Below are 22,727 nucleotides of genomic sequence, written 5' to 3'. Positions count from 1 at the left end.
ATAGAGTTCGCGGAGAACCTGATGTCCTCTTTTAACGAAATGATCAACAACATCACCCCGGATATCTACCGGAACCTGAAGCTGGCGGTAGAGATCGGCAAATGGTCGGACGGCGGCAAGCTGACTGCCGAGCAGCGCGAACTGTCGCTGCAGGCGATGATCGCCTGGGAAATCCACAATTTGCCGGAAGATCAGCGTACCGGTTACATGGGCGGCCCGCAGGATTGTGGCTCCAAGTCGGAACCGGTACCGAACCTGCTGTTCAAGTCGGACGCCACCCATTGATCGAGATTGGCCGCGGTGCAATCAGCAAGATGTCGGCGCGTCTCGACGCGTCGGCCGTTCAGTACGCATTCCGTCTGGGCGACATCGAGGTGCCGGTCAATCCAATGATCGGCACCACGGTGCGCCTCGAGTACCTGGGGGCGATCCACTGCACCCATTGCGGGCGCAAGACCAAAACCAGTTTCAGTCAGGGTTACTGCTACCCGTGCATGACCAAGCTGGCCCAGTGCGATATCTGCATCATGAGCCCTGAGCGCTGCCACTACGACGCCGGTACCTGTCGCGATCCGGCCTGGGGCGAGCAGTTCTGCATGACCGATCACGTGGTCTATCTGGCCAACTCCTCGGGCGTCAAAGTCGGGATTACCCGCGCCACCCAGCTGCCGACTCGCTGGCTCGACCAGGGCGCCAGCCAGGCGTTGCCGATCATGCGGGTCTCGACTCGCCAGCAATCGGGTTTCGTCGAAGATCTGTTTCGCAGTCAGGTAGCCGATAAAACCAACTGGCGCGCCTTGCTCAAGGGCGATGCCGTGGCGGTGGATCTCAAACAGGTTCGTCAGCAGCTGTTCGACAGCTGTGCCGACGGTCTGTCGGGTTTGCAGGAACGCTTCGGCCTGCAGGCCATGCAGGTGATCAATGACGTCGAACCGATCGACATCCGTTATCCGGTCGAGCAGTACCCGGCCAAGATCGTCAGCTTCAATCTGGACAAGAATCCGATTGCCGAAGGCACGCTGATGGGGATCAAGGGCCAGTACCTGATCTTCGATACCGGCGTTATCAATATTCGTAAATACACGGCCTACCAGCTCGCCGTGCATCAGTAGAAGGACTCCAGCATGCGCACCGAACAACCGAAGATGATCTACCTGAAGGACTATCAGGCGCCTGAATACCTGATCGACGAGACGCACCTGACCTTCGAGTTGTTCGAGGACCACAGCCTGGTCCATGCGCAACTGCTGATGCGCCGCAACCCGGAACGTGGCCCGGGCCTGCCGCCGCTGGTGCTCGATGGCCAGCAGCTGGAATTGCTGTCGGTGCAACTGGATGACCGCGACCTGAGCGCCACCGATGACCAGTTGACCGGCTATCAGTTGACGGAGCATCACCTGACCCTGCAGCCGACCAGCGAAACCTTTACGGTCGACACCAGCGTCAGGATCCACCCGGAAACCAACACCGCCCTGGAAGGCCTGTACAAATCCAGCGGCATGTTCTGCACCCAGTGCGAGGCTGAAGGTTTCCGCAAGATCACTTACTACCTCGACCGCCCGGACGTGATGAGCAAGTTCACCACCACGGTCATCGCCGAGCAGCATCGCTATCCGGTGCTGCTGTCCAACGGCAACCCGATTGGCAGCGGTCCGGAAGAAGACGGGCGGCATTGGGCGACCTGGGAAGACCCGTTCATGAAACCGGCCTACCTGTTCGCGCTGGTGGCCGGTGACCTGTGGTGCGTCGAAGATACCTTCATCACCATGACCGAGCGCTCGGTGGCGCTGCGCATTTATGTCGAGCCGGAAAACATCGACAAGTGCCAGCACGCAATGAACAGCCTGAAGAAATCCATGCGCTGGGACGAAGAGGTGTATGGCCGCGAGTACGACCTGGATATCTTCATGATCGTCGCGGTCAACGACTTCAACATGGGCGCCATGGAGAACAAGGGCCTCAACATCTTCAACTCCAGCTGCGTGCTGGCCCGTGCCGAAACCGCCACCGACGCTGCGCACCAGCGGGTCGAAGCGGTGGTCGCCCACGAGTACTTCCACAACTGGTCGGGCAACCGCGTGACCTGTCGCGACTGGTTCCAGCTGTCGCTCAAGGAAGGCTTCACGGTGTTCCGCGATGCCGAGTTCTCTGCGGACATGAACTCGCGCACGGTCAAGCGCATCGAGGACGTGGCTTATCTGCGCACCCACCAGTTCGCCGAAGACGCCGGCCCCATGGCTCACGCCGTGCGCCCGGAAAGCTTTATCGAAATCTCCAACTTCTACACCCTGACCGTCTACGAGAAGGGCTCGGAAGTGGTGCGGATGATTCGCACCTTGCTTGGCGCCGAGGGTTTTCGCAAAGGCAGCGACCTGTATTTCGCACGCCATGATGGCCAGGCCGTGACCTGTGACGATTTCATCAAGGCCATGGAAGATGCCAATGGTGTCGACCTGACCCAGTTCAAACGCTGGTACAGCCAGGCCGGCACGCCGCGCCTGACCGTCAGCGAGGCCTATGACAGTGCCGCGAAAACCTACAGCCTGACCTTCCGTCAGAGCTACCCGGCGACCCCGGACAAGGTTGAGAAACAGCCCTTCGTGATCCCGGTCGAACTCGGCCTGCTGGACGCCGAGGGTGACGGCATTGCCCTGCGCCTGGCCGGTGAGACCGCCGCGGTGGGCACCTCGCGGGTCCTCTCGGTGACCGAAGCCGAGCAGACGTTCACCTTCGTCGATATCGCGCAAAAGCCATTGCCTTCCCTGCTGCGCGGTTTCTCGGCGCCAGTGAAACTGAGCTTCCCCTACGATCGCGACCAGTTGATGTTCCTGATGCAATACGACAACGATGGCTTCAATCGCTGGGAAGCCGGCCAGCAATTGTCGGTGCAGGTACTGCAGGAATTGATCGTTCAGCACCAGCAAGGCACGGCGTTGGTGATGGATCAACGTCTGGTGACGGCATTGCGCGCTGTGTTGGCGGACGAGACGCTGGATCAGGCGATGGTCGCGGAAATGCTTTCGCTGCCGAGCGAAGCCTACCTCACCGAAATCAGCGAAGTGGCCGATGTGGAGGCGATCCACGCCGCTCGCGAGTTCGCTCGCGCGCAGTTGGCCGACGGCTTGTTCGAAGCCTTGTGGCTGCGTTACCAGGCCAATCGCGATCTGTCGAAAAACACCCCTTACATCGCCGAAGCCGAGCACTTTGCCCGGCGTAGTCTGCAAAACATTGTGCTGTCCTACCTGATGCTCAACGGCAAGCCGGAAGTTCTGGCGGCGACCCTGGAGCAGTTCGACGCTTGCGACAACATGACCGAACGCCTGACGGCGCTGGCGGTGCTGGTCAATTCGCCATTCGACGAAGAGAAGGCCAAGGCCTTGGCGACCTTCGCGGAAAACTTCAAGGACAACCCGCTGGTCATGGACCAGTGGTTCAGTGTCCAGGCCGGCAGCGGTTTGCCAGGCGGCTTGCAGCGAGTGAAGGCGCTGATGCAGCACCCGGCGTTCAACATCAAGAACCCGAACAAGGTCCGCGCCCTGGTCGGTGCCTTTGCCGGGCAGAACCTGATCAACTTCCACGCCGCGGATGGCTCCGGTTATCGCTTCCTGGCGGATCTGGTGATCCAGCTCAACGGCTTCAACCCCCAGATCGCTTCGCGGCAACTGGCGCCGCTGACTCGCTGGCGCAAGTACGACAGTGCTCGTCAGGCGCTGATGAAGAGCGAGCTGGAGCGGATTCTTGCGTCCGGTGAGCTTTCCAGCGACGTCTTTGAAGTGGTCAGCAAAAGCTTGGCCTGAATGGGTCCTGGCTCCCCAGGTGTCCAGCGGACCCTGTGGGAGCGGGCTTGCTCGCGAAAGCGGCCTGACAGCTGCCCTGTCTCTCGCGAATGTACCCACATCCCCTGTAGGAGCGAGCTTGCTCGCGATGGACGTTAACGATTACGCGTGTTGTCTGAATAAACGCGCCGCCCTTGAGTCCATCGCGAGCAAGCCCGCTCCCACAGGGTTTGTGCACAGCCATGATGTCGCGGGGGTCCGCGAAACCTCCATCCAGCCTCCCACCTCCTTGATAAAGGCCATTTAACGGCCTTTATTCATCAATCCAGCGAATACCTAGCCATTCAGGCACTACTCTCAAGCCCCGGGTTAACAAAACATAACGTCGTATCGATTGTCAGGACTTTCCAAAGCTGGATAGGATAGGCCAGCTTCCGAAGGGGCTCTAGATTGCAGGTTTCAGGATAACGATCCGAAACGGCAAATCAGAAAGAACTGCCCTGAACGGCGCCCTGAAAGGTTGAATGACCTAACAATAATAATGGGGGAAGGTCTATGAGTGAGCCTGTCATGGGTGTGGGTTTTTGCCGCCCGCCGGCGTTACGCAGATTCGCGTTGCTGGCTACAGCGCTCTCGCTGTTGGGCGTCGCCGTACTGTCGGCGCCCGTCCAGGCCGCTGCCACGGCGGCGGTCGATACTGTCTACTCGATTGAATCCGCGAAGTCCGCCAAAGGCCTGATGCTCGATGTCGTGCAGGCCGGCGCGCGACTGGTGGCCGTGGGGGACCGCGGTCACATTCTCTGTTCCGATGACCAGGGCAAGACCTGGACCCAGGCCAAAGTACCGACCCGCCAGCTGCTGACGGCGGTGTTTTTTGTCGACGCCAAACATGGCTGGGCGGTCGGGCATGATGCGCAGATCCTCGCCAGCGAAGACGGCGGCAGCACCTGGACCAAGCAATACGAAGACTTGACCCGTGAAGCGCCATTGCTCGACGTCTGGTTCAAGGATGGCAACAACGGCTTTGCCGTAGGCGCCTATGGCGCACTGCTGGAAACCACCGATGGCGGAAAGAACTGGGAAAATGCCAGCGAGCGCCTGGACAACGAAGACCAGTACCACCTCAACGCCATCGCCGCGGTCAAGGATTCCGGTCTGTTTATCGTCGGCGAGCAGGGCAGCATGTTCCGTTCCGCCGATTGGGGGCAAACCTGGGAACGCCTCGAAGGCCCGTACCAGGGCTCGCTGTTCGGGGTGATCGGCACCGCCGAGCCCGGCACGCTGCTGGCCTACGGTTTGCGCGGCAATCTGTTCCGTTCCACTGATTTCGGCACGACCTGGGAGCCGGTTGAGCTCAAGGCGGCCCGTGGCGCACTGGAGTTCGGCCTGTCCGGCGCGACCCTGCTCGACGACGGCTCGCTGGTGATCGTCGGCAACGGCGGCAGCGTGGTGCGCAGCAGCGACAACGGTTTGACCTTCAGCGTATTCAATCGGCCCGACCGCATTTCCTTATCGGCGGTCACGGCAGCGGGCAATGGCAACTTGATTCTGGTAGGACAGGGCGGCGTTCGCGCTACCACGCCAACCGGCGCTGAGCTGGGCAAACAATAAGAAGGCGGGGGATTTCCATGAGCAGTCATCAAACAGACAAGGCGACGTTTCTCGAACGCCTGATTTTCAACAACCGCCCGGCGGTGATCGTCATCTGCCTGCTGGTCAGTGTGTTCCTGTTCTGGCAGGCCACGCTGATCAAACCGTCCACCAGCTTCGAAAAAATGATCCCGCTCGAGCATCCCTTCATCGTGAAGATGCTCGAGCACCGCAATGACCTGGCCAACCTCGGCAACACCGTGCGGATCTCGGTGGAAGCCACCGATGGCGACATCTTCTCCAAGGAGTACATGGAGACCCTGCGGCAGATCAACGACGAGGTGTTCTACATCTCCGGGGTTGACCGTTCCGGGCTAAAGTCGCTGTGGAGCCCCAGCATTCGCTGGACCGAAGTGACCGAGGAAGGCTTCGCCGGGGGTGAAGTGATTCCCCAGAGCTACAACGGCTCGGCCGACAGTCTCGATCAATTGCGCAACAACGTGCTCAAGTCTGGCCAGGTCGGTCGGCTGGTGGCCAACGACTTCAAGTCGAGCATCGTCGATATCCCGTTGCTGGAGTCTTACCCGGACCCTGAAGACCAGGGCAAGTTGCTCGCGCTGGACTATCAGAAGTTTTCTCACGAGCTTGAAGACAAGATCCGCAACAAGTTCGAAGCGCAGAACCCCAACGTGCAGATCCACATCGTCGGTTTTGCCAAGAAAGTCGGCGACCTGATCGATGGCCTGATCATGGTGGTGATGTTCTTCGGCATTGCTTTCGTCATCACCCTGGTGCTGCTGTACTGGTTCACCTGGTGTATTCGCAGCACCATTGCGGTGTTGATTACCACGCTGGTGGCGGTGGTCTGGCAGCTTGGACTGATGCACGCCATCGGTTTCGGCCTCGATCCCTATTCGATGCTGGTGCCGTTCCTGATCTTCGCCATCGGTATTTCCCACGGCGTGCAGAAGATCAACGGCATCGCCTTGCAGTCGGGTGAGGCCGACAACGCCCTGACCGCGGCGCGGCGAACTTTCCGGCAACTGTTCCTGCCGGGGATGATCGCGATTCTGGCGGATGCGGTGGGCTTCATCACCTTGCTGATCATCGACATCGGCGTGATCCGTGAACTGGCCATCGGTGCTTCCATCGGTGTGGCAGTGATCGTGTTCACCAACCTGATCCTGCTGCCGGTAGCGATTTCCTACGTCGGCATCAGCCGGCGCGCCATCGAGCGCAGCAAGAAAGACGCGGTGCGCGAGCATCCGTTCTGGCGCCTGCTGTCGAACTTTGCCAGCCCGAAAGTCGCGCCGGTGTCGATCGCCCTGGCGCTGGTGGCCTTTGGCGGCGGCCTCTGGTACAGCCAGAACCTGAAGATCGGCGATCTCGATCAAGGCGCGCCGGAACTGCGTCCCGACTCGCGCTATAACCAGGACAACAACTTCATTATCAGCAACTATTCCACCAGCTCCGATGTGCTGGTGGTGATGGTCAAGACCCAGTCCGAAGGCTGCTCGCGCTACGAAGCCATGGCGCCGATCGACGAGTTGATGTGGAAGATGCAGAACACCGAAGGCGTGCAGTCGGCAATTTCCCTGGTGACCGTCTCCAAGCAGATGATCAAGGGCATGAACGAAGGCAACCTGAAATGGGAAACCCTGTCGCGCAACCCGGATGTGCTGAACAACTCCATTGCTCGCGCCGATGGCCTGTACAACAACAGTTGCTCGCTGGCGCCGGTACTGGTGTTCCTCAACGACCACAAGGCCGCAACCCTGGATCGGGCGGTGCATGCGGTGCAGGAGTTTGCCAAGGAGAACAACAAGGACGGCCTGGAATTCATCCTCGCCGCGGGTAATGCCGGGATCGAAGCAGCCACCAACGAAGTGATCAGGGAGTCGGAACTGATCATCCTGATCCTGGTGTACATCTGCGTAGCGACCATGTGCATGATCACCTTCCGTTCCTGGGCAGCGACCCTGTGCATTGTCCTGCCGCTGGTACTGACCTCGGTGCTCGGCAACGCCCTGATGGCCTTCATGGGCATCGGCGTGAAAGTCGCGACCTTGCCGGTGGTGGCGCTGGGGGTGGGGATCGGTGTCGACTACGGCATCTACATCTATAGCCGCCTCGAAAGCTTCCTGCGCGCCGGTCTGCCGCTGCAAGAGGCCTATTACCAGACGCTGAAATCCACCGGTAAAGCGGTGCTGTTCACCGGCCTGTGCCTGGCCATCGGCGTGGCAACCTGGATCTTCTCGGCGATCAAATTCCAGGCCGACATGGGTCTGATGCTGACCTTCATGCTGCTGTGGAACATGTTCGGCGCGTTGTGGCTGTTGCCGGCGCTGGCGCGGTTCCTGATCAAACCGGAGCAATTGGCGGGGCAGAAGGGTAATTCGTTGTTTGCCCATTAAGGGTTAGCTGAAACAACAAAGCCGCAACTCAGGTTGCGGCTTTTTTGTACTCGCTGAAAGCAAGATCAAAAGATCGCAGCCTGCGGCAGCTCCTACGGGGGATTTCTGTACACCCGCAAAATTGCGGATGTATGCGATCTGCGGGGGGGCACCCGCAAAATTGCGGATGTATGCGATCTGCGGGGGGGCACCCGCAAAATTGCGGGTGTATGCGATCTGCGGGGGGACACCCGCAAAATTGCGGATGTACGCGGTCTGCGTAGGAGCTGCCGCAGGCTGCGATCTTTTGATCTTGCTTTGGGAGCGAGCTCCCTCGCCACAGGGTTTTGTGTTCGGCGATTGGTCCGGGGTTTGAAGTTCGATCATGGGCTATCATTGCCACTTTCCCCTTGATGATTGATCGCCATGACTGCCGCTACCGACACCTTGCTCAACGTCCTCGAAACCTGCGACATGCTGGAAATCGACGGGCTGCACGCCTTTGATTTCTCGCTCGACGAAGAGGATCAACTGCACATCGAATGCATGGACGGCCGGGCAGCCAAGCGCTGGGTTTTCACTATGGCCCAGGTCCAGGCCGCGACCTTCGATGAGACGCTGCAAAGCTGGACCATCACCGGTGATTCCGGTGAGCACCGGCTGGTGTGCATGAGCGCATTCGGGGGTGGGGATGATGCGGATGACGAGCATGAAGATGCGTAACTTCTGGCCATTGCTGATGGCTGGCAGTCTCGCGGCGTTATCGGCACAGGCCGCAGCGGTCGATAGCTATGAGCTGCTGGTCGGCTCCTACACCCAGGGGCAAAGCCAGGGCCTCTATCGCTTGCAGTTCGACAGCCGCACCGGTCAGCTCGATGGCAAACCCTTGCAGGTGGTGAAGAGCGCCAACCCGTCCTGGTTGACCCTGTCCAGGGATCAACGACAGCTGTTCGTGGTCAACGAGAACGGTCCGGGCCAGGCTGATCCGGTCGGCCGTGTCAGCAGTTTTGCCATTGAACCGAAGAGCCTTCAACTGAGCCCGATCAATCAGGTCCAGTCCCTCGGCAACGAGCCGACCCATTCCAGCCTGAGCGCTGACGGTCGCTACCTGTTCGTCAGTAACTACTCGGTGGCGCAGGATCCAGGCGGCAGCCTCGCGGTCTTGCCCGTGGCGGCCGATGGCAAGCTGGCGCCGCCGGTGCAGCTCAGCAGTCATCCGTCCAGTCGGGTCAATCCCGAGCGGCAGATGTCGGCGCATGTGCATTCGACGGTGTCATCGCCGGACGGTCAGTACGTATTTTCCAGCGACCTGGGGGCGGACAAGATTTTTGTCTACCGCTACGACCCCAAGGCCAATCCCGAGCAGCCATTGACCGCTGCCACCCCGGCCTCGGTGCAATTGCCGCCGGGCAGCGGGCCACGACATCTGCTGTTCAGCAGCGATGGCAAGCATGCCTGGCTGACCATGGAAATGAGCGCGCAGGTCGCGGTATTCGTTTATCAGGCTGGCAAGCTGGTGCAGCGCCAGATCGTCGAACTGGCCGCCGGCCAACCCATGGAACAGAAGGCCGCCGGTGCGTTGCATGCCTCGGCGGATGGCAAGTTCCTCTACGTCAGTAATCGTGGCACCGCCAATCAGTTGCTGGTGTTTGCCATCGATCCTGCGACCAGTGAGCTCAAGGAAATCCAGCGACGCTCGGTGGAAGGGGATCATCCGCGGGAATTCAGCCTCGATCCAAGCGGCAAGTTCCTGTTGATCGGTAACCAGAAAAGCAACCAGATCGTGGTGCTGGAGCGCGATGCCAACACCGGTTTGTTAGGCAAAACCGTGCAAAAGCTGCCGTTCGATGCCCCCAGCGATATCAGGTTCTTGCTGCGTCAATAAGCCGCAGGCCCCGAACGCCGGGGCCTGCGTAGTTCTATCAATGACGCTGATATGGGTTACTGTTACAAAGAATTTCAGAGAGTCGACCCTCCCGCGTAAGTTTGCTTCACGGCCCGCACGGGCAAGCCAGCCAACTGAATCCACGAGGGTTACCGCCATGAACTTCAATATCTTCTCCGTCATCGCCGCTTCCGCCATCTCGGCTACCGTGGCTCTGCCAGCCAGTGCCAACGTTGAGATAAGCGAGAAAAAATCCGGCACCCATACCTACACCCAGAAATATCTGCAACAAAGCGCCAACTTCTATGCCGCTCTGGATCACAAGATCCAACACTGAAACCTGCGCACGACAACATTTATGCAGGAGCGAAATCACTGGCTCTGATCGGCGAATAGTTGCCGGCAGAAAACCGAGTGATATCGCTCCTGCATAAAGCGTTTGCGACACGATCCTCTGTCAGTACAAAATCCCCTGGTAATGGCGTATGGCCACTTCTTGAATTTGAGCTTTTTCTATTCAACCCCATTCTGTCGCCTGAACGGCCCGTTCCAGACGAACCGGAGGCTGCGCCTGAACGCTTACTGCAGGACTGAAACACGCCGGATTCAGGATCAACAAAGATGATAGTTACTATGCATGAAGGTCGTTTTTCATACTTCGGTATTTGACCGATTCTGTGGGCACTGAAAAACAAGCCCACGGAGAATCCCATGGCCAGCAAACTTCTGACTTCTGCCAGGCACGGCGCTTATATTGCCCTCGCGGTGTATGCGGTGTTGATCCTTGTGGTCGCGCTGTCCGGCCAGATTCAGCACTCTATCGAGCCGCCGATCCAAGTCGCTCACCCAGGCATTCAATTCGAACATCGCACACTGAGCATTGCTGCTGAACAGGCGCGAGCCGAGGAAGTGGCGGTGTTATGAAAGGACGCAAACTCTGGGTCGTCGCCTTCATGGCATTCTTGACCAACGGCTTTTCATTGCTGGGGGTGGGGCAGGGCTCGGCAGGTTCGCTGGCACGGGCCATCCAGTGCAATCACAGCATCGCTCACAGCATCGAGACCGCCAAGGCCTTGAGGTTGTTGGTAGGTAATCCGCCGATCAAGCGCAGTGCCGAGTTTTTGGGGCCGTTCAAGGTGGATTGTTCGGCGCTGCAGATGTGCCGCGTGTTTGCCCGGTGGGGGGTGGTTTGAGAATGCAGCTTCGAGGCAAACATCACCTGTGGTGAGGGGGCTATTGTGGCGAGGGGGCTTGCCCCCGCTGGGGCGCGGAGCGGCCCTGAAATCGGTAACCGCAGTTTTCCAGACAGAACGCATTTGCCGGTTTTACGACTGCTGCGCAGCCGAACGGGGCGATGCGGCGTTCCGACAAGCCCCCTCGCCACAGTAAGCCCCCTTGCCACAGGAGCCCCCTCGCCACAGTTAAGTGTTCTCTTGGATCAGCGCTACTTGGCCATTACGCTGACAAACAACTCCGACTCCAGAAACCGCTGCAACCACGCCTGCAAACGCCGATAGGGCGTCTGCGCAAACCAGTCCCGATCGACATGGGCAAACTGGCGCACGAACGGCGCCAGGGCGACGTCCGCCAGGCTCGGGTGATCAGCCACCAGATAGCCATGCTGCTGCAACAGACTATCAAGCTTCTGTAAAAAAACCGCGCCTTGCCCACGGTAATGTTCCATCGGCTGCTCGGGATAACGATCGGCGTACTTGTAGCGATCCAGATGCACCTTGAACAGCTGATCGTTCTCTTCGATCAATGCGGCGCTCGCCTGCTGTGCCACGGGATCGTTCTTGAGCTGCCAGTCCAGCGGATCGTTCTGTTCCAGCGCCCAGTGCATGATCTCCAGGCTTTGCTCAATGACCCGGCCATCGACGCTCAGCACCGGCACGGTGCCTTTGCTGGACAGCGCGAGCATTTCCGCCGGCTTGGCTTTCAGGCTGACCTCGACAATGTTCACCGCCACCCCGCTGTAACGCAGGGCCATGCGCGCGCGAATAGCGTACGGGCAGCGGCGGAAGGAGTAGAGGGTCGCGGTGCTCATTTCACCTCCAGGGTACTCAGGCCATTGCCCAGGCGCCGGACCTGGATCTGCACCGGGATTCGCTCGTGCATTTCCTGCACGTGGGAAATCACCGCGACCTTGCGTCCCTGCGCCTGCAGACCGTCGAGGGCGTCCATCGCCAGTTGCAGCGACTCCGGATCGAGGCTGCCGAACCCTTCATCGATAAACAGCGATTCGATTTTCAGCGTGCTGGAAGCCATCGACGCCAGGCCCAGGGCGAGGGCCAGGGACACCAGGAAGGTCTCGCCGCCGGACAACGAATGCACCGAGCGCAGCTCGTCGCCCATTTCCGTATCCATCACCAATAGACCGAGCATGCTGCCACCGCGTTTGAGCCGGTAGCGACGCACCAGCTGCCGCAGTTGTGCATTCGCGTGATGCACCAGCAGGTCGAGGTTGTAGGCCTGGGCGATCTTGCGGAAAGTGTCACCGGTGGCCGAGCCGATCAAGGCATTCAAGCGTGCCCAGCGCTGGTACTCGGTGTAAGCGTCGGCAATCTGCTGCGCCAGGGCCTGATTGGCGTTATGCCGACGCTGATCCTCGGCCTGTTCGGCCCGCAGTTCGGCGCAGCGGTGTTCGCTGGCGGTGGACAGGGTTTGCAGCTCAGCCAGCTGCGTTGCGAGCTGCTCGGCGTCGAGATTGCCGTTGTGTTGCACCTGGTGATTGAGCAAGCGCTGATCCCGCTCCTGCAACAAGACCTTGGCTTGTTCAATGGCTTTTTCGCTCTGCTGCATCTGTTGACGCAATGCGCTGACCTGCTGGTCGTCGACCCTCAGCAGATCTTCCACGCCACCGTCGTCCAGCTCTGGATGCAACCCGCGCCAGTCGGCGATCTTGCCGCTCAGCTCGCGATCTTCGGCCTCCAGGGCCCGCAAGCGTTCTTGCTGCGCCTTGAGTTCGGCGGCCAATTGCACCAGCCCCGTGCGCACGGTTTGCAGTTCCTGATTGGCGGCGGTTTCGGCGTTGCGGGCTTGTTCGACGGCCTGATCCAGTTGCTGCTGCCACTGCTCGGCGCTGATGTGCTCGCCTAACAACTGCGTCAGTTTTTGCTGGCAAGTCTGTTGCTGCTCGGCGAGAGCGGCGAACTGCTGCCGGGCGGTTTCCAACTGCTGGACGCGAGTCAGCTGGCGATCCTGTTCTTTCTCCAGCGTCTGCTGACGCTGCTGCTGTTCATTGAGTTCATCGCGCTGCTGGTCGAGTTGTTCGAGGCGCTGGGCGATCTGTCGGTCGAGCTGCATGAAGGTGGCGGCGGGCTCGTTGCGCAAGGCCTCCAGGGTATCGGTCGGGAGCAGGGTACTGAAGGCGGTCAGCTCTTGGTCCAGGCGCTGCTGATCCTTGCTTAGTTCCTGTTTCTGACTGATCAGATGTTGCGTCGCTTGCTGGCTCGCCGTTTCTGCGCTGCGCAGTTGCTGCGCAAGCCGCGCGGCATCCTGTTGCAAGGTGAGCAAGGCGGTTTGCCGTTGCTCGTCCTGAGTGATGCTCTGGTTCAGCTGGCTGCTTTGCTGCGTCAGCCAGGCGTCGCGCGTGGCCGGGTCCTGAGCCAGCAACTGGGTCGACAGCGGATGCGCTTCGAGGCTGGGGGCCAGGCTTTGTTGCTGAGCGGCGAGTTGTTCTTGCTGTTGCCTTAACTCTTTCTGTTGAGCGATCAATCCACTGAATTGAGCTCGCAGATCGGTGACTTTTTCATTGAGTAAGTCGACGGCTTTCCTGGCGCTGGCTTGCTCGTTTTCATCGTGGCGACCCAGGCTTTGCAACAACGCCTCGGGCTGATGATAGGGGTGCTCGGCGCTGCCACAGACCGGGCAGGGCTGATGGTCTTGCAGTTGTTCGCGCAATTGCTCGACACTTTCGCTACGAGCCAGTCGCTGGCGCTCCAGCAGTTCGCGGGTGACGGTCAGGGTCTGTTCGGCGACGGCCAGTTCGGCTTTGGCTTCTCCACCTTCGCGGGTCAGACGATCACGCTCTTGCTGAGCTTCAAGCTGCCGCTGCTGGAGCTCTGCTACGCGCTTGTCCAGCTCCTGATGGCTGGTCCACAGTCGCGTCAGCTCTTCAAAGGCCCGCAACTGTTTGCGATTGTCCTGCAACAGACTGCCAAGAATCCGGATCTGCTCGGCCACCGCTTCGGGTTCCGCACCGGCCTCTTTGTACAGGACTTCAAGGTTCTGGCGCTGGGCGGCGAGTGCTTCGCCGGCGTCAGTGGCGCTCTGTTCCAGGGTGACCAGCTCGGCCCGGCCCTTGTTCAAGCGATTGCCGATCAGCATCAGCTGCTGCAGGCGATCCCGGTAGGCGTTCCAGGCATCGCTCAGCGGCGCCAGATGAGTGCTTTGCGCAAGCTGCGTGGCGATCCGCTGCAGGCGTGAAGCGACCTGCCTTTGCAGGTCTTGCAAGCCTTGAATCGTGCTCTGACCCTGGGTGCAGGCAAGCTCTGCCTGTTGCTCGAGCTCGGCACTCAGGCTGGCATCCTTGACCAGACGGGCGAGGGCGCTTTGCTCTTCAAAGGCCTGACGCAGCAGCGGGGCACTGGCGGTGTGTTGTCCCTGGGCCTCGGTCAGCGCGGTGTGGGCGCTGCTCAGGCTGTGTTCGAGTTGAGTCTGGCGCGCCTGCTGTGCTTGTTGTTGCTGAGTGTGCTGCTGAATCTGCGCGGCCAGCGGTGTGAGCTGGGCGCTGAGCTCGCTTTTGCGCGCGAACTGATGCCGTTGCGGGGCCAGTTGCTCCAGGCGGGTCAACTTCAACCGTTCGCCGGCCAGACTGTCCCAGTGCTGTTGGGCACTATGCAGTTGCTCGGCGGCGCTCTGTTGGGCTTCCTGCAACTGGCGCAAATCCTTGAGCCAGGTGTGCTGCAATTCAAGCTGTTTGAGCTGTGCCTGCCGGGTCCTGAGTTGCTGCTGAGCCTGGTTGAAGCGCTCATCGAGCTCAGCCCGGGCTTCGGCGGACAAGGGCGTCACCCCGGTGGCCTGATCCTGCAACACCTTGTGGGCTTCCCGGGCTTCCTTGGTCTTGTCGAAGGCCCGGCGACCGAGACGGGTGTAGAGCGCCGTGTCGGTGAGCTTTTCCAACAGTTCGCTGCGATCGTTATCGTCAGCCTTGAGGAACGCGCTGAACTCGCTCTGGGCCAGCATCACGGCGCGGGTGAACTGTTCGAAGTTGAGGCCCAGCGCCGCTTCAAGCTGAGTCTTGTACTCGCCTTTCTGACTGGCCAGCAGTTGGTCCTGGTCGATATCCCGCAGGCTCTGGCGACTGGTTTGCAGCTTGCCGCCGGGCTTGTCCCGGGCGCGATTGGCTTCCCAGCGGGCACGATAGCGGCGGCCGTCGATGCCGACGAAATCCACTTCGGCATAACCTTCACCGGTGCCGCGACGCAGCAGGGTGCGCGGGTCGCCGGTGCCGATTTCGCCATCGGCGTCCGGAACCTTGGCATCGCGCCCGGTGTTGTTCAGCCGCGGCACGGCGCCAAACAGCGCCAGGCACAAGGCGTCGAGCAAGGTGCTTTTGCCGGCACCGGTCGGCCCGGTAATGGCGAACAGACCAGCGCTGGCCAATGGCTCGGCCGTGAAGTCGAGTTCAAACGGCCCGGCCAGGGAGGCGAGGTTTTTCAGGCGGATCGCGAGAATCTTCATGGTTATTCGCTCTCCAGCTGAACGTCTTGCAGCAGCACGGCAAAGTCCTTGAGGGTCTGTTCATCGACCTCGCTGCCGTAGTTCTCCTTCCAGGCGCGGCTGAACAGCTCCTGCGGGGTCAGTTGGTCCAGTTCGATCAACTGCTTGCCATCCTCGCTACCCTCGCGGCTGCCGTTGCCAGCGTATTCGGCGGCGATCCGTACCAGGCGCACGGCCTTGCCTTGCAGCGCGGTCTCCACTTGCTGGCGCAGGTCCGGCTGCGGCTCGTCGAGGCGCACCCGCACTTCCAGCCAGGGTTGGCGCTGGATATCGGCCAACAGGTCGATATTCGGTAGCTCAGCCAATTGGCCCAGGACCTCGGCCAAGGGCGCAGGGCCCAGGCGTTGCAAGTTGACGGCGCGGGGGATCAACCTGGGTTCGACGCTGATCAAGGTTTCACCCTTGAGTTCGATATCAAGAATCTGGTGCTGGTAACCAATCTCGGAGAACGACAAAGGAATCGGCGAGCCGCTGTAGCGGATGCGCTCTTCACCGTTGACCTTCTGCGGCTTGTGCAAGTGGCCGAGGGCGACGTAGCTGATACTCGGCCCGAACAGGCTGGCGGGCAGGGCTTCGGCGTTACCGATGATCAAACTGCGCTCGGAGTCTTCGGACACCGAACCTCCGGCCATGTGCGCGTGGCTGATGGCGATCAGCGCCTGGCCCGGCTGGCGCTTGGCGTTCGCCGCTTCGATCAGCCATTCGTGAACCTGACCGATACCGCGCAGGTAGTTGTCGCCCAAATGCGCACCGGTGACTTCGGCCGGTCGCAGGAATGGCAGCGCCAGGCACCAGCCGGCGATTTCGCCGCTGGCATCCGGCAGCGGCAGCAACAGGCGCTCGGCGTCCAGTTGACCATCATCCAGCCACAGCACCCGACCCAGCGCATGCGTGCGTAAACGCCGCATCAGCGGCGCTGGCAATTCGATGCGCGAACCGGAATCGTGGTTGCCGGCGATCATCACGATGGTCAGCAGTGGCTGCTGCTCATGGGCGCTGACGATGAAGTCGTAGAGGCGTTCCTGGGCTTTGACCGGCGGGTTGACCGTGTCGAAGATATCGCCGGCGATCAGCAGCACGTCCGGCGTGTGCTGGGCCAGTTGCCGCAGCAGCCAGTCGAGGAAGCAGGCGTGTTCGAAATCGCGTTCCTGGCCGTGCAGGTTTTGCCCAAGGTGCCAGTCGGAGGTGTGAAACAGACGCAAGGTAAACTCCGCTTGAAAATAAGGTATGGCCGTGAGGGAAATGATAACGGCGAAAGGGCAGAGAGTTTACTGGCAAAAAATCGAGAGGGGGTGGTTGATGTGGGTCCTCTCAAGCTGTCCGAGGACCCCTGTGGCGAGGGGGCTTGCCCCCGCTCGGCTGCGCAGCAGTCGTAAAACCGGTGCCTGTATTCTAACTGAAAGAACCCATTGCCTGATTTTAGGACCGCTTCGCGCTCCAGCGGGGGCAAGCCCCCTCGCCACAGGGGGAGCGCTCGACCAGAAAGGTTATTTCGGGTAGAGCGGCGGCAGGCTGCTGCTGTCGCCCGTTGGGTCCTGAACGCGCTCGGTGATCGGGATGGCGCGGATCGCCCGCCACAGTTCTTCACCTTGCCAATGCTGGCCGGTTTCACTGTACAGCGCACCATTCAAACCATCGAGAGCATCGGACAGCGGCACGAAGCGTGCGGCCATGTCGGCCAGGGTTTCCGGTTGCTGGCGGGCCCAGGCATCCAGCGCCTGGCGGGTCGCTTGCGGATCATTGGCCAGGCTCGCTCGCTTGAGGTCGTCGAGCAGGGTCCGTGGGCTGGGGCCGGTCTGTGCGGCACGCAGGATCGCCGGTTGCCAACGGGCACGCCACCACAGGCCAAAGCCGAGCAGGGTGGTGCAGGCCAGAATCAGGCTGCTGAGTTGCCAGCGCCAGAGAGTGGCGTTGCCAGCGGCCGAAGTCGCTGATGTTTTGCCGGTGGGGGTGTCGACCATCAGGGTTGGGTTGTTCGCGACTTGCAGGGTCCGGGCCGGCAGGCTGCTGCGTTCCAGGTGATCCTCAAAGGTGTTCCACCAGACCACTTCCACCGCCGGCAGCTCGATCGGGCCGCTGCGATTGGGCACCAGGGCTTCGCGCTCTTCGCGACTGCCGATCAGCCCGCGCTCGCTGTTCTGGTTGCTCAGCACCGGCTGGTCCGGGTAACGGCGCAAACCGTTGACATCGGTGGCCGGCAGGGGCGGCAGTTGTGAGCCGGACAGGCCTTCAGCCTTGAGGGTCAGGCTGCGGGTCAGGGAGTCGCCGACCTGGCTGTGATCCGGCTCCGGGCTCCAGCTTTCGCTCAGGCTCAGGCTGCGTGCCGGCAACCAGGGTATGTTGGCCGGGTAGTCGGCGGGTTTGGCCTTGACGGTCAGCGGGATCTCGGCGGAGCTGACGCGCATCAGCTTGCCCTGTTTCGGGCCAAAAGGTGCTGGCTCCTGGAGCGGTTGGGAATCGACCAGGGTGGCACTGAACATCAGTGGCGGGATTTTCAGCTCGCCGCTGTGTTGCGGATAGATTGCGTAACGCTGTTCGATCACGCCATGGCGCAGGCCGTTGATGACTTTTTCGTAGGTGCGCGACTCGCCCAGCTGTTCGATACGCGCATCGGCAATCTGCAAGGGTGTCAGGCTGCTGTCGTCATACAGCGACACCGAGTGATAAATGCGCAGGGTCAGGACCGCCTGGGCCTGCACGTAGACGCTGTCCTGGTCGAGACTGGCATCGATGAACACCGGAGCCAGCTTGTTCGCGTTGTCCTGGCTCGGGCTTTCGAGCACGTGCAGGCTGATCGCCTGGCTTTTGATATCGCCCAGTTGCAACGGCGGGATTTCCACGGTGCCGCTGTGTCTGGGCAGCAGGGTGATGATCCAGCGGGTGGTGGCGCGGGTGTCGCCATTCAATGTGGTGAGTTGGTTGACCTGACGGGTGCCGCGTACTTCGAACAGTGCGTCCAGCGGACTCAGGTCCGGTTTGCCAAACAGCGTGACATCCTTGGACTCGAGGGTCAGTTCGACTGTTTCGCCGGAGTTCAGGCGGCTGCGATCCACGCTGGCAACCAGCCCTGCAGCCTGGGCCTGACAGGTCCAGAGCAGGAGTGCGAGCAAGAGGGCGGTGAAGCGGGTCATCGAGTTTTTCCCTGATCCTGATGTTGCTGCTGTTCGTACCAGAATTTGCGCCTGAGCAGTTCACCCGGGTCATCCGGAATCTGCCGCAGCCATTGTTCCAGTGCCTGCCGATGCTCGCTGTCGATGCGGCCCTCGGCGGGCCTGAGGGGCGGCGTGGTGCTCAGTTCGTCCCCCGGTTCGCTGCCCGGTACTTCGTTTTTGCCCGGTGGTGGAGTGCCGGGTGCCTGATGATCGCTGTCCGCCGAGGGCGCCTGCGTGCCGTCCTTCTGTTCGTCCGCGGTCGAGGGTTGAGTGGCTGCGTCCGCTGGCGGGTTTTGTGTGGCGGGCTCGGCGTCAGCGTCCTCGGTCTTTTGCGCCTGGTTTTGCGCCGCTAGTTGCTGCTGTTTCAGCAGGCTTTCCACCAGGGCTTTATTCTTCAGCGCGGGGCGTAAGTCCGGTTGGCGCTCCAGTGCCTGTTCGTAGGCATCCAGGGCGGCTTCCAGTTCACCGCTCCTGGCCAGGGCATTGCCACGATTGTAGTGGGCGTGGGCGTCACTGCCTTGGGCGAAGCGCTGAGCGGCAGCACTGTAATTTTCCGCTTCATAGAGCGCAACGCCTTGCCATTGCGGGTCTTCGAAGTGTTTGGCGGCTTCGGCGGGGCGTTTTTGCTTGAGCAGGTGCTGGCCCTGCTGATCCGGGCGCAACCACAGATCGGTGAATTCGAAGGCGTAGCTCGGTTGCGGCAGCATAAACAGCAATGGCAGGCAAAACAGCCAGCCCCGGCGCCCGGCACAAGCAGCGAGCAGCAACAACGGCAGCAGCAGCCAGTAGCCCTGATCGGCCCAGGTGTCCAGGCGCAGGGTCTGGCCGTCATTGCGCACGCTGCGCGGGTCGTCGAGCAGCCCCAGGCCGCGCAGATCGTTATCGTCCAGGCGTGCCTGGCGGTAGCGCCCGCCCAATTCGTTGGCAAAGGCCTTGAGGCTTGGCCCGTCCAGGCGCGAGACGAGAATTGCGCCCTGGGCATCCTTGAGGAAACTGCCGTCTTCCTCAGCCACCGGCGCACCTTCGCTGCTACCGATGCCGAGTATCAATAGCCGGGGTGCCTGGCCGCCGAGGGTCTGACGAATCCCTTGGCGTTCCTGCTCGGTGAGCGATGAGCCGATCAGCAGTACCCGGCCCTGGCCGAGGGCACCGCGTTCGAGCAGGGTCAGGGCTTTTTCCACTGCCAGGTCGGCGCGATGGCCGACCTCAGGCATGATCGAGGGTTTCAGCGCTTCCAGCAGGTTGTGGCTGGTGGCCAGATCATCCGACAACGGCACCAGGGTGTGCGCGCTGCCGGCGTAGACGATGATCGCGGTTTGCGCATCGCTGCGCTGCTGCAGCAGGTCCAGCAGCTTGCGCCGGGCCTGCTCCAGGCGGTTCGGCGCAACATCCGTGGCGAGCATTTCCGGAGTCAGTTCCAGCAGCACCACCAGCGGGTCGGCGGGCTTCTGGCTGGTCTGTTCAACCCGCTGCCAGCTCGGGCCGAGCAGGGCCAGAATCGCCAGAACCCAGGCCAGGCCGAGGGCGACCCAGGGCAACTTGCTTTCGCGAGCTTTGCCTGCGCTGAGCAAGGCGGCGTGAAAGGCCGGGGGCAGGATCATCTGCCAGCGGCCGGCGCGCTTTTGCCGGTGCCAGAGTTGCCAGAGCAACCAGCCCAGCAGCGGTAACAGCAGCAACCACCAGGGACGGAACCAGTGCGGCCAGAGGGCGATCATCGGCGCCTCCGCAGTCGCAGGCGTTTGAGCCGCTGGCGCCAGTCAGGGTGTTGTTGCAAAAAGTGCTCCCTGATGAACAAACGCTGCAGGGGGTTGTCCGGCCAGCGCGCGCGAACCACCCACAGCATGCTCAGCAGCAATGCCCCAGCCAGGGGCCAATGGTACAGCGCCTGGGCAGGGCGGGCCTGGGTGGGTTGTTGGGTGACGGGTTCAAGCTGGTCGAGGGTTTCCTTGATCGCTTGCAATTCTTCGCCATTGCGGGCACGCAAGTAGCGCCCGCCAGTCACTTCGGCAATTTCCTTCAAGGCCGGTTCGTCAAGGTCCAGGCTCGGGTTCAGTCCAAGAAAACTCAGCGTGCCGCTGTCCGGGTCGGCGCCGATGCCGATCGGGTAGATGGTCACGCCTTCTTCGAAGGCCAGCCGCGCCGCGGTGATCGGGTTGATCTCGCCACCATTGTTCGCGCCGTCGGTGACCAGAATCAGCACCCGGCTTTGTGCCGGACGTTGGCGCAGACGTTTGACGGCCAGGCCGATGGCGTCGCCGATGGCGGTGTTCTTGCCGGCGATGCCGATCCGCGCTTCGTCCAGCCAGATGCGCACGGTGCGGCGGTCAAAGGTCAGCGGCGCCTGCAGATAAGCCTGGCTGCCAAACAGGATCAAGCCGACTCGATCGCCTTCGCGGTCTTCGAGAAAGTCTCCCAGCAGGTGCTTGACCAGCGTCAGGCGGCTGACGTCCTCGTCTTGCCACTGCATGTCGGGAAAGTCCATGGAACCGGACACATCCACCGCCACCAGCAGGTCACGGCCACTGGCGGCAACCGGCAAGGGCTCACCCAGCCACTGCGGGCGTGCGGCGGCGATCAACAGCAGCAGCCAGAGCAGCAGAAACGGTGTCTGCTGGCGCCAGGCCGGCAGATTGGCCCGGGCGCGACGTCGGGCCAGGCCCTCAAGGTCGGCGAGAAAGCTGACTTTCAGTGCCGGCTCGCCACTGTCGGCTGCCGGCAGCAGCACCCGCAACAGCCAGGGCAGTGGCAGCAGGGCGAAGATCCATGGCCAGGCGAACTCAAACATGCTTGCGTATCCAGGTGTCGACCGCTTGGGTCAGGCCGGCGATGGCCTTGTCATCGAGTTTGCATTCGGGTTTGTAGGCGCCCTCGACCAACACCATCCAGCGGGTCAGGCCGGCAGCCGGGCAACGGTTGTCGAGAAACGCCAGCCATTTGCGGCCATTGAGGGTGTGGCTCTGGCTGTAGGGGTAATCGTTGCGGCACAGGCGTTTGAGCAGCCCGTTGAGTTGTTGCAGCCAGGCACCAGCGGGCGCGCCGTCATAGGGTTTAGGCATCAGGGCCAACTCGGCCAGGGCCGCCACGCGCAAAGGATCAAGGGGTTGCTCGGCACGGACCAACGGACGTTTGCCCGGTAACAAGTGCCGCAGTTGCCAAACACCGAAACCCAACAGCGGCAGGAGGATCAACAGCAGCCACCATCCCGGCGCGGGCGGCCAGAAGCCAATCGGCGGCGGGGAGATCAAGGGTTGCAGTTGGTCGAGGCTGCTCATCGGGTTTTCCCCGGACGCTGGGGATTGAGGTAATCACGCAGCTGGTCGACCATCTCGCTCTGGGTGCTCAAGGGCATCAACGGCACCCGCAGTTTCTGCGCGAGCAACTCCCAGTGAGCAATGCGTGCTTCGCCCTGGGCGCGATAGGCCTGGCGCAACTCGTAGTTCAGCGTGTCCAGTTCCAGCTGCGCGCCACGCTCGGCGAAACGTAGCAGTCCGGCGGCGGGCAGGGCATGGTCCAGCGGGTCGGACAACGGCAGCAACAGCAGGTCGCAATGCCGGGACAGCAGGCTCAGTTGTTGCTCGACGCCATCGGCCAAGGCCCGCTCATCGCAGATCACGATCACCAGACTGCCGGGACGCAACACTTCCCGGGCCCGACGCAGGGCGATACCGAAGGCATCACGGTTCGGCTCGATTTCGCTGTGCAGCGACTGGTTGACCCGCACCAGGCGGTTGAGCAGTTGCAACAGGCTCTGCTTGCTGCGTCGCGGCTTGATTTCATAGTGCTCGTTGTCGCCGAACACCAGCCCGCCGACCCGGTCGTTATGACCCAGCGCCGCCCAGCCGATCAGGGCCGCGGCCTGGGCGGCGAGCACCGATTTGAACATCAGGCCGGAGCCGAAAAACAGTCGATGGCTCTGTTCGACCATGATGAAGATCGGCCGTTCGCGCTCTTCATGGAACAGCTTGGTGTGGGGTTCCTGGGTCCGCGCGGTGACGCGCCAGTCGATGGTCCGCACATCGTCGCCAGCCTGGTAGACCCGCACCTGGTCGAAGTCCACCCCGCGTCCGCGCAGTTTCGAGTGGTGCAGGCCGATCAGCGGGCTGCGCTGGTTCGGCGTGGAGAACAACTGCACTTCACGCACGCGATGGCGCATCCCTATCAGCTCGGCGAGGCTGATGCGGATACCGGGTTCCAGGTTGGTGTTCAT

18 protein-coding genes are annotated in these 22,727 nt (G+C 61.5%); 10 read left to right on the top strand and 8 right to left on the bottom strand.

What is annotated here, in order from left to right; translation table 11 throughout:
• The first annotated feature begins 21 nt into the window (after positions 1–21).
• From F8N21_RS03835 to F8N21_RS03780, 10 genes are all read left to right on the top strand, one after another.
• Positions 22–285: a YeaC family protein gene (locus F8N21_RS03835; RefSeq protein ID WP_150640859.1), complete on the top strand. Its 264-nt coding sequence runs from the start codon at positions 22–24 to the stop codon at positions 283–285.
• Positions 282–1,112 carry a DUF2797 domain-containing protein gene (locus F8N21_RS03830; protein WP_150640858.1) on the top strand — a complete coding sequence of 277 codons (831 nt, stop codon included), beginning with the start codon at positions 282–284 and terminating at the stop codon, positions 1,110–1,112. Before F8N21_RS03835 ends, F8N21_RS03830 begins: the two co-directional genes overlap by 4 nt.
• 12 nt (positions 1,113–1,124) lie before the next feature.
• Positions 1,125–3,797: an aminopeptidase N gene (gene pepN / locus F8N21_RS03825; RefSeq protein ID WP_150640857.1), complete on the top strand. Its 2,673-nt coding sequence runs from the start codon at positions 1,125–1,127 to the stop codon at positions 3,795–3,797.
• 534 nt (positions 3,798–4,331) lie between these two features.
• Positions 4,332–5,387, top strand: coding sequence for a WD40/YVTN/BNR-like repeat-containing protein (locus F8N21_RS03815; protein ID WP_150640855.1), 1,056 nt, complete (start codon positions 4,332–4,334; stop codon positions 5,385–5,387).
• A 17-nt stretch (positions 5,388–5,404) separates the two neighbouring features.
• The gene (locus tag F8N21_RS03810) at positions 5,405–7,780 is read left to right on the top strand and encodes an efflux RND transporter permease subunit (RefSeq protein WP_150640854.1); all 2,376 of its coding nucleotides are present in this window, start codon (positions 5,405–5,407) and stop codon (positions 7,778–7,780) included.
• A 405-nt stretch (positions 7,781–8,185) separates the two neighbouring features.
• Positions 8,186–8,482: a DUF5629 family protein gene (locus tag F8N21_RS03805; protein WP_150640853.1), complete on the top strand. Its 297-nt coding sequence runs from the start codon at positions 8,186–8,188 to the stop codon at positions 8,480–8,482.
• Positions 8,469–9,644 (top strand): lactonase family protein, encoded by a 1,176-nt coding sequence (locus F8N21_RS03800; protein ID WP_150640852.1) that lies wholly within the window; start codon positions 8,469–8,471, stop codon positions 9,642–9,644. Before F8N21_RS03805 ends, F8N21_RS03800 begins: the two co-directional genes overlap by 14 nt.
• A gap of 157 nt (positions 9,645–9,801) precedes the next feature.
• Positions 9,802–9,981, top strand: a complete 180-nt coding sequence (locus F8N21_RS03795) for a hypothetical protein (protein WP_150640851.1) — start codon at positions 9,802–9,804, stop codon at positions 9,979–9,981.
• A gap of 374 nt (positions 9,982–10,355) precedes the next feature.
• On the top strand, positions 10,356–10,568 hold the full coding sequence (locus F8N21_RS03785; RefSeq protein WP_150640849.1) for a hypothetical protein: 213 nt from the start codon (positions 10,356–10,358) through the stop codon (positions 10,566–10,568).
• Entirely contained in the window at positions 10,565–10,837 is a 273-nt protein-coding gene (locus F8N21_RS03780; protein WP_150640848.1) for a hypothetical protein, read from the top strand. Before F8N21_RS03785 ends, F8N21_RS03780 begins: the two co-directional genes overlap by 4 nt.
• Positions 10,838–11,088: 251 nt before the next feature.
• Here F8N21_RS03780 and F8N21_RS03775 read toward each other — a convergent pair whose 3' ends face one another.
• The 8 genes from F8N21_RS03775 to F8N21_RS03735 form a co-directional block, all read right to left on the bottom strand.
• A complete protein-coding gene (locus F8N21_RS03775; protein WP_150640847.1) occupies positions 11,089–11,691 on the bottom strand; it encodes a glutathione S-transferase in 603 nt (200 codons plus the stop codon).
• Complete coding sequence (locus tag F8N21_RS03770) at positions 11,688–15,329, bottom strand: AAA family ATPase (protein WP_150640846.1); 3,642 nt, start codon at positions 15,327–15,329, stop codon at positions 11,688–11,690. The genes F8N21_RS03775 and F8N21_RS03770 overlap by 4 nt, the downstream gene beginning before the upstream one ends.
• 2 nt (positions 15,330–15,331) lie before the next feature.
• The gene (locus F8N21_RS03765; RefSeq protein ID WP_150640845.1) at positions 15,332–16,570 is read right to left on the bottom strand and encodes an exonuclease SbcCD subunit D C-terminal domain-containing protein; all 1,239 of its coding nucleotides are present in this window, start codon (positions 16,568–16,570) and stop codon (positions 15,332–15,334) included.
• Between the two features lie 285 nt (positions 16,571–16,855).
• Positions 16,856–18,499, bottom strand: a complete 1,644-nt coding sequence (locus F8N21_RS03755) for a BatD family protein (RefSeq protein WP_150640844.1) — start codon at positions 18,497–18,499, stop codon at positions 16,856–16,858.
• Complete coding sequence (locus F8N21_RS03750; RefSeq protein ID WP_150640843.1) at positions 18,496–20,235, bottom strand: tetratricopeptide repeat protein; 1,740 nt, start codon at positions 20,233–20,235, stop codon at positions 18,496–18,498. Before F8N21_RS03750 ends, F8N21_RS03755 begins: the two co-directional genes overlap by 4 nt.
• Positions 20,232–21,305 (bottom strand): vWA domain-containing protein, encoded by a 1,074-nt coding sequence (locus F8N21_RS03745; RefSeq protein ID WP_150640842.1) that lies wholly within the window; start codon positions 21,303–21,305, stop codon positions 20,232–20,234. The genes F8N21_RS03750 and F8N21_RS03745 overlap by 4 nt, the downstream gene beginning before the upstream one ends.
• A complete protein-coding gene (locus F8N21_RS03740; protein WP_150640841.1) occupies positions 21,298–21,792 on the bottom strand; it encodes a DUF4381 domain-containing protein in 495 nt (164 codons plus the stop codon). Before F8N21_RS03740 ends, F8N21_RS03745 begins: the two co-directional genes overlap by 8 nt.
• Positions 21,789–22,727 (bottom strand): DUF58 domain-containing protein, encoded by a 939-nt coding sequence (locus F8N21_RS03735; protein WP_150640840.1) that lies wholly within the window; start codon positions 22,725–22,727, stop codon positions 21,789–21,791. Before F8N21_RS03735 ends, F8N21_RS03740 begins: the two co-directional genes overlap by 4 nt.

It is taken from the genome of Pseudomonas fluorescens, from assembly GCF_902497895.1.
In the GTDB taxonomy this organism is placed as follows: Bacteria; Pseudomonadota; Gammaproteobacteria; order Pseudomonadales; family Pseudomonadaceae; genus Aquipseudomonas; species Aquipseudomonas fluorescens_BP.
Note: the sequence above shows the minus strand (reverse complement) of the source record. Positions and strands in the feature narration are given on the sequence as shown.